The sequence below is a fragment of the Kineococcus haloalkalitolerans genome, from assembly GCF_050871905.1.
Taxonomy (GTDB): domain Bacteria; phylum Actinomycetota; class Actinomycetes; order Actinomycetales; family Kineococcaceae; genus Kineococcus.
Genome location: NZ_JBJLSH010000071.1, coordinates 1 through 12,941 on the forward strand (window position 1 = coordinate 1; position 12,941 = coordinate 12,941).

General features: G+C 77.5%; 10 protein-coding genes. 7 read left to right on the forward strand and 3 right to left on the reverse strand.

The genetic code is table 11. The features are described 5' to 3' along the window. Window positions 1-227: 227 nt before the first annotated feature. The 4 genes from ACRYMY_RS18695 (at window position 228) to secA (ending at window position 7,654) form a co-directional block, all read left to right on the forward strand. Complete coding sequence (locus ACRYMY_RS18695) at window positions 228-923, forward strand: response regulator (RefSeq protein WP_432548724.1); 696 nt, start codon at window positions 228-230, stop codon at window positions 921-923. An 11-nt stretch (window positions 924-934) separates the two neighbouring features. After that, the gene (locus ACRYMY_RS18700) at window positions 935-2,215 is read left to right on the forward strand and encodes a winged helix-turn-helix domain-containing protein (protein WP_432548725.1); all 1,281 of its coding nucleotides are present in this window, start codon (window positions 935-937) and stop codon (window positions 2,213-2,215) included. A gap of 85 nt (window positions 2,216-2,300) precedes the next feature. Next, entirely contained in the window at window positions 2,301-4,838 is a 2,538-nt protein-coding gene (locus ACRYMY_RS18705) for a putative bifunctional diguanylate cyclase/phosphodiesterase (RefSeq protein WP_432548726.1), read from the forward strand. A gap of 131 nt (window positions 4,839-4,969) precedes the next feature. Then, window positions 4,970-7,654 (forward strand): preprotein translocase subunit SecA, encoded by a 2,685-nt coding sequence (gene secA / locus ACRYMY_RS18710; RefSeq protein ID WP_432548727.1) that lies wholly within the window; start codon window positions 4,970-4,972, stop codon window positions 7,652-7,654. 75 nt (window positions 7,655-7,729) lie between these two features. Here the strand turns inward: secA and ACRYMY_RS18715 are convergent, their stop codons facing one another. Continuing rightward, window positions 7,730-8,302 carry an Rv3235 family protein gene (locus ACRYMY_RS18715; RefSeq protein ID WP_432548728.1) on the reverse strand — a complete coding sequence of 191 codons (573 nt, stop codon included), beginning with the start codon at window positions 8,300-8,302 and terminating at the stop codon, window positions 7,730-7,732. Window positions 8,303-8,382: 80 nt separating this feature from the next. Continuing rightward, the gene (locus ACRYMY_RS18720) at window positions 8,383-9,183 is read right to left on the reverse strand and encodes a LysM peptidoglycan-binding domain-containing protein (protein ID WP_432548729.1); all 801 of its coding nucleotides are present in this window, start codon (window positions 9,181-9,183) and stop codon (window positions 8,383-8,385) included. 183 nt (window positions 9,184-9,366) lie between these two features. Between ACRYMY_RS18720 and ACRYMY_RS18725 the strand changes: the two genes are divergently transcribed. Further along, a complete protein-coding gene (locus ACRYMY_RS18725) occupies window positions 9,367-9,936 on the forward strand; it encodes a hypothetical protein (protein WP_432548730.1) in 570 nt (189 codons plus the stop codon). A gap of 9 nt (window positions 9,937-9,945) precedes the next feature. Here the strand turns inward: ACRYMY_RS18725 and ACRYMY_RS18730 are convergent, their stop codons facing one another. Then, on the reverse strand, window positions 9,946-10,161 hold the full coding sequence (locus ACRYMY_RS18730) for a helix-turn-helix domain-containing protein (RefSeq protein ID WP_369068766.1): 216 nt from the start codon (window positions 10,159-10,161) through the stop codon (window positions 9,946-9,948). A 321-nt stretch (window positions 10,162-10,482) separates the two neighbouring features. Between ACRYMY_RS18730 and ACRYMY_RS18735 the strand changes: the two genes are divergently transcribed. Both ACRYMY_RS18735 and ACRYMY_RS18740 read left to right on the forward strand, forming a co-directional pair. Continuing rightward, window positions 10,483-11,184 carry a hypothetical protein gene (locus ACRYMY_RS18735; protein WP_432548731.1) on the forward strand — a complete coding sequence of 234 codons (702 nt, stop codon included), beginning with the start codon at window positions 10,483-10,485 and terminating at the stop codon, window positions 11,182-11,184. Beyond that, window positions 11,181-12,473, forward strand: coding sequence for an AAA family ATPase (locus ACRYMY_RS18740; RefSeq protein WP_432548732.1), 1,293 nt, complete (start codon window positions 11,181-11,183; stop codon window positions 12,471-12,473). The genes ACRYMY_RS18735 and ACRYMY_RS18740 overlap by 4 nt, the downstream gene beginning before the upstream one ends. The last annotated feature ends 468 nt before the right edge of the window (window positions 12,474-12,941 follow it).

Genomic DNA, 12,941 nt, shown 5'->3' on the forward strand with positions numbered 1-12,941 from the left:
GCCCCGCCGGGGCCGGTGGGTCGCCTCGGACCAGGCGGACCCCCACCGCGTCCACCCGCACCCGCTCGCCCCCCCGGGACGCCCCCGCGGGGCGCGGCCCGTGCCACCGCCGGTGGCCGGCCGAGCAGCCCGGCCGACCAGCCCGGTCGAGTGGCGCGCCGCGCCCGGCGTGCCATGATCGGCGACCCCGGCCGCGGCCGCCGGGCGGTACCGGACGAGGGGGACCCGTGACGAGCCAGCTGCCGGGCGCTGCGACCGCCCCCGTGCGCGTCGTCGTCGTCGACGACCACTCCCTGTACCGGCGCGGCCTGCAGATGGTCCTGTCCACCGAGGACGACATCGAGGTCGTCGGCGAGGCCGGTGACGGGCAGGAGGCCCTGGCCCGCGTGGAGGAGCTGCTGCCGGACGTGGTGCTGATGGACGTGCGCATGCCCCGCCGCGGCGGCATCGACGCCTGCGCCGACATCAAGGCCGCGGCCCCCTCGACCCGCATCCTCATCCTCACCTCCTCGGAGGAGGAGGACGACCTGTTCGGCGCCGTCCGCGCCGGCGCCAGCGGCTACCTGCTCAAGGACGTGCCCGCCGAGGAGGTGGCGGACGCGGTGCGCGCCGTCGTGGCGGGGGAGTCCCTCATCACCCCGCGCATGGCGGGCCTGCTGCTGGGGGAGTTCGCCGCGATGCGCCGCCGCGACGAGGAGCGCGTCCTGGGCGCGGCCGGGGCGCCGCGGCTGAGCCCGCGCGAGCTGGACGTGCTGCGGCTGCTGGCCCGCGGGATGGCCAACCGGGAGATCGCCGGCCAGCTCGGCATCAGCGAGAACACCGTGAAGAACCACGTGCGCAACCTCCTGGAGAAGCTGCAGCTGCACTCGCGCATGGAGGCCGTCGTCTACGCCGTGCGCGAGAAGATCGTCGAGCTGTCCTGACGGCGGCGGTCGTGGAGGAGGTCACCGCCACCGAGGCGCGCCGCGCCGCGCTGGCGGCCCAGGGCTTCAGCCGGCGCCGGCCGGCCAGCCCGGGCCCGGCGCACGTGCGCCGGGTCGTCGAGCGCCTCGGGGTGGTGCAGATCGACAGCGTCAACGTGCTGTGCCGCAGCCACTACCTGCCCTTCTTCAGCCGCCTGGGGCCGTACCCGGTGGCGGCGGTGGACGCCGCCGCCCACCGCCGCCCGCGCGCCCTGGTGGAGTACTGGGCCCACGAGGCGTCCTACGTCAGCCCCGCCACCCACCGGCTGCTGCGCTGGCGGATGGCGCGAGCGGACCAGGACGCGTGGGGCAGCGTCCGCAGCGTCGCCCTCGAGCAGCCGCGGCTGCTGGAAGAGGTCGTCGCCCACGTCGCCGCGCACGGCCCGCGCACGGCCCGCGAGCTGGAGGCGGCGCTGGCGCCGGGCGCGGGACGCCCGGGCGAGCACTGGGGGTGGAACTGGAGCGCGGTCAAGCGGGCCTGCGAGCACCTGTTCTTCGCCGGGCGGCTGACCTCGGCGGGCCGCACCGCGCAGTTCGAGCGCCGCTACGACCTTCCCGAGCGGGTGCTGCCGCCGGACGTCCTGGCCGCGCCCGACCCGGACCCGGCCGAGGCGGTGCGGGAGCTGGTGCGCACCGCCGCGCGCGCCACGGGCGTGGCGACCGAGCCCAGCCTGCGCGACTACTTCCGGCTGCGCCCGGAGCAGTCGCGGCGCGCGGTCGCCGAGCTGGTCGAGGCCGGCGAGCTGGTGCCGGTCCGGGTGCGCGGCTGGGCCTCGGCGCAGCGGCGCCCCGCCTACCGCTGGCACGCGGCGGTGGCCCCGCGCGTGGCCGCCCGGGCGCTGCTGACCCCGTTCGACCCGCTCGTGTGGCACCGCGAGCGCACCGAGGAGCTGCTGGGGGCGCGGGTGCGGCTGGAGTTCTACGTCCCCGCGCACCTGCGGGTCCACGGCTACTACGTGACGCCGTTCCTGCTGGGCGAGCGCGTCGCCGCCCGCGTGGACCTGAAGAACGACCGCGCCGCGCCGGGCGGCCCGGTGCTGCGGGTCCTGGCGGCGTGGGCTGAGCCGCCCGCGCCGCCGGGGCGGGGCGCGCGCCCGGTCGCGCCGGCGCCGGGGGAGGTCGCCGCGGCGCTGGCCGCGGAGCTGGCGGACCTGGCGGGGTGGCTGGGCTGCGTCCGCACGGAGGTCGCCGACCGCGGCGACCTGGCCGGTGCGCTCGCCGCCGAGGTGGCGGTGCCGGGGGGCGCGGGGTGAGCGGGTCACCCGGTCGGCTGGCGCGTTCGGGTCGGATCGCCGCGACCGCCTCAACGCGAGCCCCCGGCGTCCCGAGGAACGGCGGGTGGACGTCTCCGCGGTGACACCCGACGGTCTCGAGCAGGCCGCTGCGCTGCTGGAGCACGTCCTCGACCACCTGGGGGAGGCGACCACCGAGCGCGAGGTGCTGGTGCGCGCCGCCGGCCTGCTCGCCGACCTCGCCGACGCCGACGTCGCCGCCGTGTGCGAGGGCGGGCACGTGCACGCCGGGGTGGGCCTGGGCGCGGCCGGCGACCCGCAGCGCGGGCTGGCGCGCGTGGTGCGCGACCGCGGCGGGTCCTTCGCGGTGCCGGGGCTGGGCCGGGTGCGCGCGGAGGTCGTCGCCGTCCCGGACCTGGCGCTGCACCTGGTGCTCGGCCGGGCGGAGGGCTCGCCGGGCGGGCGTTCCCGCGACCTGACGGTCGCCGCGCTGGTGGCGCGGGCCGCCTCACTGGTGGTGCTGGGCCGGCACGGCCGCGAGCGCGAGCGCTGGCAGCAGCAGCAGGACGAGCGGGGCGCCGCGGAGCTGCACCGCCTGCAGCAGGCCCTGCGCCAGCGCGAGCAGGTCCTGACCACCTCGGTGCGCTTCCAGCGGGCCGTCTCCAGCCGCCGGCCGCTGCCGGAGCTGCTGCTGCAGCTGGCGAGGAGCTCCTCGCAGCTGCTCGACGGGCGCGCCGTGACGCTGGTGCTGGCCGACCCGCGCGCCGGGATGCAGCTGCGGGTGGTCGCCGCCGTGGGCTCCCCGGTGCTGGCGGAGCCGGCCGCGGTCGCCGCCGCGGGCGGTCTGGGCGGGTTCGGCCTGTCCGTGGGCGGGCACGGCGCGCCGGCGGCCGCGGCCGTGCACGTCAACGGCCGCGGCGTCGGGGCGCTCGTGGCCGCCGCCGACGCCCCGCTGGACGCGGTCGCGGCGACGGTGCTGCGCGCCTTCGCCGAGCACGCGAGCACCGCGCTCAGCCACGCCGACACGGTGCGCGCGGCCGAGCAGGCCGCGAGCGACCCGCTGACGGGGTTGCCGACGCGGGCCGCGCTGCTGCGCCGCCTGGAGGTGGCGCTGGCGGCCCGGGCCACCGACGGCCTGGGCGCGGCGGTCCTGTTCCTGGACCTGGACGGGCTCCAGGCCGTCAAGGACTCCCTCGGGCACGCCGCCGGTGACGCGGTGCTGCAGCGCGCGGCCGCCCGGCTGCGCCGCTGCCTGCGCGGCGACGACGTGGCGGCGCGACTGGGGGCGGACGAGTTCGCCGTCGTGGTGCGCGACGAGGACCCCCTGCGGGCCGCGCTGCGGGTGGCGCAGCGCGCGCGCGAGAGCCTCCTGGAGCCGTGGGAGCTGGACGGGCGCGCCGTCCGGGTCGGCTGCCGCGCGGGGGTGGCGGTCGCCGACGGCGAGGTGGGCGCCGCGGAGCTGCTGCGCCGCGCGGACAGCGCCGTGCTCAGCGCCCGCGACGGCGCCGACCGCGCCGCGGGCGGGGAGGGCGGCGGTGCGCCGGGGGCGACCGGGGGCGTGGCCGTCTGGAGCGCCCGCCTGGCCGACGCCGACGCCCTGCGCCGGCAGCTGGAGTCCGACCTGGCCGGCGCGGTGGAGCGCGGGGAGTTCGAGCTGGCCTACCAGCCCGTGGTGCGGCTGGCCGACGGCGCCGTGGTGGGGGCCGAGGCCCTGCTGCGCTGGCGGCACCCGGCGCGGGGGCTGCTGGACGCCGCGACGTTCCTGACCGGTGCGGAGCGCTCGCCGGCGGCGGACCGGCTGTGGCGCTGGGTGCTGCACCGGGCGTGCGAGGACGCGGCGCGCTGGTGCCGTCGGGTGCCGGGCTTCCGGGTGTCGGTGAACCTGTCGGCGGCGCACGCCCTGTCGCGCTCGGCGGCCGACGACGTGCGCGCGGCGGTGGTGGCGGCCGGGCTTGACCCGGCGGCCCTGGTGCTGGAGCTGCCGGCCGCGCTCGTGCCGGTCCTGGCGGGTGCCGGCCCCGGTGGGGGCGCAGCGGCCGGCCCGGCGGGTGACGACGACCTGCTGCGCGCGCGCCTGCACCGCCTGCGCCAGACGGGGGCGTGCCTCGTCGTGGACGGGGTGGGTGCCGCGGTGACCGCCGGGCAGCCGGGGGCGGTGCTGGACGAGGGGGCGCTGGCGCCGCTGCGCACCCTGCCGCTGGACGGGGTGAAGCTCGACGGGTCGCTGGTGGCGGCCCTGGCCGGCGAGCGCGCGCAGGAGGTGGCGCCGGCGGTGGGGGCGCTGGTGCGGCTGGCGAGAGCGCTGGGCCTGCGGGTCGGCGCGGCGGGTGTGGAGCGGGCCGACCAGGCGGGTGCGCTGCGGGAGCTGGGGTGCGCGCAGGCCCAGGGGTACCTGCTCGGGGTGCCCGCGCCGGCGGCCGAGCTCGTGCTGGTGTCGGCCGCGGAGGCCGCCGGGTCGGTGGCCGCCGCCCTGGAGGCGGGCTTCGCGCGCGCGGGGGACGACGTGGACGGGGAGGTGGACGGGGACGTGGACGGCGGTGCGGCGCCCGTGGAGCCGTCCCCGACCGGGGTGCCGCCCGCCCCCGCGCCGGTGCGGGCGGTGCGCCCGAGCGAGCTGCGCCGTCTGCTGGGTGTGCAGCGCTGATCCGCCGGCGGTGCCGAGCACCGCGACCTCCGCGTGAGGCGATGACCCTCGATGACCGCTGAGTCACGCACCGCGACGGTGTTCGTCCCGTCGGTGCTCTGCGCCGCGGGCCGCGCGACTACAGTGGCGTCGTGCCTGCCATCGTCGAGAAGGTCCTGCGCGCGGGCGAGGGCCGCGTCGTCAAGCGTCTGCACCGCATCGCCGGGCAGGTGAACGCGCTCGAGGACGACTTCCGCGCGATGTCCGACGCGGAGCTGCGCGGCGAGACCGACCGCTTCAAGGAGCGCCTGGCCGCCGGGGAGACGCTCGACGCGCTCCTGCCGGAGGCGTTCGCGGTCGTGCGCGAGGCCTCCCGGCGCACGCTGGGCCAGCGCCACTTCGACGTGCAGCTCATGGGCGGCGCGGCGCTGCACCAGGGCAACATCGCCGAGATGCGCACCGGTGAGGGCAAGACCCTCGTGGCGACGCTGCCGGCGTACCTCAACGCCCTGACCGGCGAGGGCGTGCACGTCATCACGGTCAACGACTTCCTCGCCGAGTACCAGAGCGACCTGATGGGCCGCGTCTACCGCTTCCTGGGCCTCACCAGCTCCTGCATCCTGTCCCGGATGCGCCCGGACGAGCGGCGCCAGGCCTACGCGGCCGACATCACCTACGGCACGAACAACGAGTTCGGCTTCGACTACCTGCGCGACAACATGGCGTGGTCGACGGCCGAGATGGTCCAGCGCGGCCACCACTTCGCCGTCATCGACGAGGTGGACTCGATCCTCATCGACGAGGCCCGCACCCCGCTCATCATCTCCGGCCCGGCCGACCAGCCGACGAAGTGGTACACGGAGTTCGCCAAGATCGCCCGCCGGCTCACCAAGGACGTCGACTACGAGGTCGACGAGAAGAAGCGCACGGTGGGCGTGACCGAGTCGGGCATCGAGAAGGTCGAGGACCTGCTCGGCATCGACAACCTCTACGAGTCGGTGAACACCCCGCTGGTCGGCTTCCTCAACAACGCCGTGAAGGTCAAGGAGCTGTTCAAGCGCGACAAGGACTACGTCGTCTCGCCCAAGGGCGAGGTCCTCATCGTCGACGAGCACACCGGCCGCATCCTCGCCGGCCGCCGCTACAACGAGGGCATGCACCAGGCCATCGAGGCCAAGGAGGGCGTGCCGATCCAGAACGAGAACCAGACGCTGGCGACGATCACGCTGCAGAACTTCTTCCGCATGTACGACAAGCTGTCCGGGATGACCGGGACGGCCATGACGGAGGCCGCGGAGTTCCAGTCCACCTACAAGCTGGGCGTCGTGCCGATCCCGACGAACCGCGAGATGGTCCGCAAGGACCAGGCCGACCTCGTCTACAAGACCGAGGTCGCCAAGTTCAACGCGGTCGTGGAGGACATCGCCGAGCACCACGCGACGGGCCAGCCGGTGCTGGTCGGCACGACGAGCGTGGAGAAGAGCGAGTACCTGTCGAAGCTGCTGGAGAAGGCCGGGATCGAGCACACCGTCCTCAACGCGAAGCAGCACGAGCGCGAGGCCGCGATCGTCGCGCAGGCCGGCCGCCGCGGTGCGGTCACCGTCGCCACGAACATGGCCGGCCGCGGCACCGACATCATGCTGGGCGGCAACGCGGAGTTCCTCGCCGTGCAGGCGATGAAGGACCGCGGCCTGGACGTGGACGAGGACCCGGAGGCGTACGAGGCGGCCTGGCCGGAGGTGCTGGAGCAGGCCAAGGCCTCGGTGCAGGCCGAGCACGACGAGGTCCGCGACCTCGGCGGGCTGTACGTGCTGGGCACCGAGCGGCACGAGTCGCGGCGCATCGACAACCAGCTGCGCGGCCGCTCGGGCCGCCAGGGCGACCCGGGCGAGTCGCGGTTCTACCTGTCGCTGACCGACGACCTCATGCGCCTGTTCAACGCGGCGCTGGTGGAGACCTTCCTGACCCGCACGGGCATCCCGGAGGACGTCCCCATCGAGTCGAAGATGGTCTCGCGGGCCATCCAGAGCGCCCAGGGCCAGGTCGAGGCCCGCAACTTCGAGATCCGCAAGAACGTCCTGAAGTACGACGACGTCCTCAACCGCCAGCGCGAGGTCATCTACGCCGAGCGCCGCAAGGTGCTCGAGGGCGAGGACCTCCACGAGCAGGTGCGCCACTTCATCGACGACACCGTCGCCGGCTACGTCACCGAGGCCGCCGCGGAGGGCTTCGGCGAGGACTGGGACCTGGAGTCGCTGTGGGAGGCGCTGCGCTCGCTGTACCCGGTGTCGGTGACGGTCGAGGAGGTCGTGGAGGCCGCCGGCGGTCGCGGCAACCTGACCGTGGAGCGCCTGGTGGAGGAGCTGCGCGGTGACGCTCAGGCTTGCTACGACGCCCGCGAGGAGCAGCTGGGCGCGGACGTGGTGCGCGACCTGGAGCGGCGCGTCGTCCTGTCCGTCCTGGACCGCAAGTGGCGCGAGCACCTGTACGAGATGGACTACCTGCAGGAGGGCATCGGGCTGCGGGCGATGGCGCAGCGCGACCCGCTGGTGGAGTACCAGCGCGAGGGCTACCAGCTGTTCCTCGCGATGACCGACGCCATCAAGGAGGAGTCGGTCGGTTACCTGTTCAGCCTGCAGGTCCAGCCCGCGGCCGGCACCGCGGCCGTGGCCGGGCAGGCCGCGCAGCAGTTCGCCCAGCCGGCGCACCAGCAGCTGCAGTACACGGCGCCCACGGCCGAGGGCGACGTCGAGGTCCACGCCGGCGACGAGTCGAGCACGGACGCCGCGGTGGGCAACCGCGCCCAGCGCCGCGCCGCGGAGCGCGAGCGCAGCTGATCGCGTCCGGTCGCACCGGACGCAGAGCCACCGGACCCGGCCGCGGTGCCCCTCGGGGTGCCGCGGCCGGTCGCGTCACAGCTCCAGCGCGGTGACCCGCCAGCGGGTGCCGGTGGCCTCCAGGCGCAGCGCGACCGCGCGGTGCCGCTCGCCGTCGCGCACGACGGCGCACGCCTCGACGACGTCGTCGAGGGGTCGGCTGACGAGGACCCGCACCACCACGGGCGGTCGGGCGGGCACGGCCCGGTGGAGGGCGCCGGCTCGCGCGGGTGCGCGGGTGGCGGTCTGGGCGACGAGGACGGCCCGGCGCTGCACGTAGGCGTAGACGTCGGCGGAGCAGGCCCGCAGCAGCTGCTGCGGCGGGCGCCGCGCGGCGAGCACCTCGAACAGCACGTGCACGTAGCGCCGGGTCCAGTCGGTGGGCTCGGGCAGCTCGGACGGGACCGGTCGGCGCGCCGCGTCGGGCACCTCGAGGGGGAGCACGCCCTGCCCGGCGCTGACGTGCCCGAAGATCGACCGCACCTCGCCCGGCTGGCCGACGAGCGGCGGTGCCGCGAGCGGCACCGGCCGGCGCAGCAGGCGCGGCCGCGCGGGCGACGGCAGGACGGGGGCGGGTGCGACGGGTGCGGTGGCGAGCGCGGTGGGCACGGCGGTCTCCTGGGGGACGGGACGGGCGGGGGGTCCAGCGGGGTGGTGGCCGTCGGGGCCGGTGCGGTGGTGGGCCCGGGTCAGCCCAGGCGGAGCACCTGGCCGGGCAGCAGGCGATCGGGGTCGGCGCCGACGACGTCGGTGTTGAGGGCGTGCAGGCGGTGGGCCTCGGCGAGGACGGCGCCGGCCGCGGCGTCCGGCCCGAGGCGCCCGGCCGCCAGGGACCAGAGCGTGTCGCCGCGCTGGACGACGTGCTCCGCCGCCTCGTGCGCCGGTGCGGGCGCGCGCAGCGCGCCGGGCAGGTCGACCGGCACGGCCCGCGCCGCGGCCCACCCCGCGTCGGGGACGCCGGCCTCCGCTGCGGTCAGCACCTCGGGCACCGCACCGCCCAGGTCCACCGCGTCGTCCGCGAGTCCCGCGCCGGGCAGCGCCGGGGCGGTGGCCGCGACGGCCCACCCGGCGTCCGGGGTGCGCGGGGCGGCGGAGGCGGCGGCGGAGCCGGACCCGACGGCGAGGCCGACGAGGAGCGCCACGACGCGCGCGACGGGCCGGGCGACCTCGCGCGGGGCGCGCCGCCGGCCGTGGCGGAGGGCGCGCAGCTCCCCGACCGCGGCACTGGCGACCGACGCGGTCAGCAGCGCGAGCACGAGCGAGCCGGCCAGCGCCGCCGCGGCCAGGAGCAGGTCCTCGCCGCTGCGGGCCGGTCCCGCGGCGGCGGCGAGGGCGGGTCGCGCCGCCAGCAGCAGGGCGGTGGCGCCGGCGGGCGGGAGGGCCGTGAGCGCGGCTCCGGTCGCGGCGGCGGCCGCCAGGCGCACCGCGGACGGCCGCTGCCCGGCGGGCGCCCGCGACGAGCGGACCGGGCGGGACGGAGCGGTGGGCACGATCTCTCCTCTTCGGCGCAGGACGACCCCGGTGAGGACCGTTGAGTGCCGGATGGTGTCGTTTGGTGTCGTTCGGGGTCGATGTGTAGCGCCCGGAGCTCGCTCGGCGCCACGGAGAACCGGCTCCTCCGCCCGATCGGGCGCACGCGGGTGACAGCCGGTCATCGGCCGTAGCGTGGGACCGTGCGCTGGGACGAGCTCTTCGCGGACCTGTCCGGGCGCGCGGCGCAGGCGGAGCGGGAGGACCTGGAGGCGGAGGTCGCCGACCGGGCCCTGCGCGACGCCGCGGAGGTCGGCTGGACCCAGCGGGTCCTGGCCACCCGGGGCGAGGTGGCGCTGCAGCTGCTCGACGGCGGCTGGCTCGTGGGCCGGTGCCTGGACGCCGGTGACGACTGGGTGCTCCTGCGCGCGGCGACCCCGGGCGCGGGGGCACCGCCGCGGCAGGTGCTGGTGCCCGCGGCGGCGGTCGCGCTGGCGCGGGGGGTCGAGCGCTTCTCCCTGCCGACGGCCGGGGCCGGCGGGCGTCCGCGCCCGCTGCTGCTCGCGGTCCGGGCGCTGCTGGGGCCCGAGCCGGTGCTGGTGCGCACCCGCGCGCAGGACGTGCGCGGGTGCATCGCGCGGGTGGGCCGCGACCACCTCGACGTCAGCGGTGGACCGCCGGCGGCCGCGGGAGCCTCGCCGGGCGGTGCGCGAGGCGCGGTGACGACGGTGCCGTTCGGCGCGCTCCTCAGCGTCGAGGAGCTGCCGGGGTGAGCGGGCGGGTCAGCGGGCGGTGTGGTGGTGCCCGGTCTCGCGGGCCGTCTGCTCGTACATGCGGGCGATGAACGCCTCGAGGACCGACTCCTCGACCCGCCACTGGCCACGACCGCCCACCTTGATGGCCGGCAGGTCGCCGCTGCGCACGAGGGCGTAGGCCTGCGCCGAGGAGATCGCCAGCATCTCGGCGACGTCCGCCAGGGGCAGGAAGCGGGCTGTCACGGACGACCTCCCGGTCTCTCGGGGCGCGCTGCGGGTGCAGGGCGCGGCGGGGTGGTGCGGGGTGGGACGGTGCGGTGCCGGAGCCCCGACGCGGGGCGCGGGGCTGGCGCCCGCATCCTTCCACGGCGACCGGGCCCGCGGTTGGGCCGTCCGGGTGCCCTGTGGACGACGGACCGGGCCGTCGCGCCGCGGACCCCACCATCGTGACGGCCGGGTCCCCGGCACCCGCGGCCCGCCCGGGCCCGTCGAGCTGGAGGTCCCCGTGTCCCGTCCCCGTCGCCACCCGCGGCCCGGTCCCCGCACCGCGGGCCGGGTGCGCTCGTGAGCGCGCCGGCCCCGCACGCGGCCCCGGTGGCGTCCTGGGCCCCCGCCGGCCGGGCCCGCCGGCTCGCGCCGCCGTCCTGGCGCGACCCCCGTCTCCTGGTCGGGGTCGCCCTCGTGCTGGGCTCGGTCGTCCTGGGCGGTCGCGCGGTCGCCGAGGCGCGCGGCACGGAGGCCGTCTGGGCGCTCGCCCGCCCGGTGGGTGCCGGGACCGCGCTGACCGCGGAGGACCTGCGGGCCGTCCAGGTCCGCCTGGACCCGGCGACGGCGGACGCGTACGTGAGCGCGGAGCAGCTCCTCGCGCCGGGCGTGGTGGCCCTGCGGGGCCTGGGGTCGGGGGAGCTGCTGCCCCGCGGCGCCCTCGGCGGCGGCGCCGACGTGGGCGGTCGCGTGGTCGCGCTGCCGGTGGGCGCGGTGCCCGACGAGGAGGTCGTCGAGGGCGGCCGGGTGGACGTGTGGGTCACCTGGCCCGCCGACCCGGCCGAGCGCGGTGCGCTGCCCGAGCCGGAGCTGCTCGCGGAGGCCGCCGACGTGGCCGGGGTGCGCTCGCTCACCGGGGGCCTCGGGGCGACCCGCGCGGCCGAGGTGCGGGTGCTGCTGGGCCCGGCGACGCTGCCGCGCGCGCTGCAGGCCCTGGCCGTGGACGCCGAGGTCTCGCTCGTGCCGGTGCCCGGTGCCGCCGCGGCGGGGGCGGGCCGGTGACGACGGGCGTGCTGCTGGCGGTGCCCGGTCCCGGCGAGGCCGCCCTGGCCGCCGCCTGGAGCGGGGCGCGCCGCGACCTGGTCGTCACGCGCCGCTGCGCCGACCTGGCGGAGGTGCTCGCGGCCGCGGCCGCCGGGCTGGGCCGCGCCGTGGTCCTGGGCGACGACCTCCCGGGCGCGGACGGCGAGACCGTGGCGGTGCTGCGGGAGCACGGCGTCGCCCTCCTGGTGCTCGTCCCGGACGGTGCCGCCGGCGAGGCCGCGCAGCGGCGCTGGGCGCAGCGGGGCGCGCACCACGTCGCCCGCGCCGCGGAGACCCCGGAGGCCCTCGCCCGCCGGGTGCTGACGGCGGTGGCCGCGGTCGGCGGGGACGGCACCGCCCCGGGGGACGGGGTGCCGGGCACCGCGGTCCCCACGAGGGCCACGTTCGACGGGCAGGCCGGGGCCCCGGTCGCCGCGCGGGGCAGGTCGGTGGCGGTGTGGGGTCCCGTCGGGTCGGCGGGCAGGACGACCCTGGCCGTCAACCTGGCGGCCGAGCTGGCCACGGCCGGGTCGTGCTCCCTGCTGGTGGACCTCGACGTGCGCGGGGCCAGCGCGGCCCAGCTGCTGGGGGTGCTGGACGACGCGCCGGGCCTGCTGGCCGCCGTGCGGGCCGCGACCTCGGGCCGGCTGGACGCCGCGGCGCTGACGGCCCTGGCGCCGGAGGTGCTGCCGGGTGCGTCGCTCCTGAGCGGCTCACCGGACCCGTGGCGTCGCGCGGAGGTCCGTCCCGCCGCGCTGCGCCGGGTTCTGGACGTCGCCGCCGTGTGCGCGGACTGGGTGGTGCTGGACCTGCCGGCGGGGCTGGAGGAGGACGAGGGCCGCGACACCGCGTTCCTGCAGGTCCTGGAGGGCGTCGACGTGCTGCTCGTCGTGGGTGCGGGCGACCCCGTGGGGCTGCAGCGGTGGGTGCGGACGTGGCAGCGCCTGGGCGACCTCTGCCCGGCGACCCCGGCGGTCCCCGTGGTGGGGAGGGTCCGCGCCGCCGCGGTGGGCAGCGACCCCGAGCGCGCGGTGCGCCGCACGCTGCGGCGCTTCGCCGGCGCGGAGGACGTGGTCCTGCTGCCGGAGGACGACGCGGCCGACCGCGCCGCCCTGGCCGGGCGCAGCCTGGTCGAGGTGGCGCCGCGCAGCCCGCTGCGCCGGGCCGTCCGGGCGCTGGCGGACCGGCTGGACGCCCACGTGGGGTCGCGCACCGCCGAGGAGGGGGAGTCGACGCACGGATTTGACCCGCTGCTGACCTCTGGTTAACGTAGTCGTCACACCCCGCCGGGGAGGAACGGACGCAGAAGCGGCCGGTCCCCGCGAGAGGTGATCGGACTCCCGACAAGATCAGCCCGCGAGGGCGCTTCAGTGCGCGCCTCACCAGCCGATGGAGATCGAGTGTCCGGGCCGGCCCGCGGGTCGGTTAAGATGGAAGGACCAAGCCCCCGAGCCTGGACCGCCACAGAGCGGTCGGGTCGAAGGCGTCCGGTTCTTGAGAACTCAACAGTGTGCCAAGTGTTGATGCCAATGTTGTAACCCCCGTGGTCATCGGCGTGCTTTGTGTGCGTGTGGTGGTCGTGGGTTTTCCTTTGGTGTTGTCCTCCGCTCTCCTCGCCAGGGGGGTGGGGGTTTCGATGCCTGGGTTTGCTCGATGGTTTGGAAGGCCGTTGGTCGTGAGACCGTATGGTTTTTTCTTCGGAGAGTTTGATCCTGGCTCAGGACGAACGCTGGCGG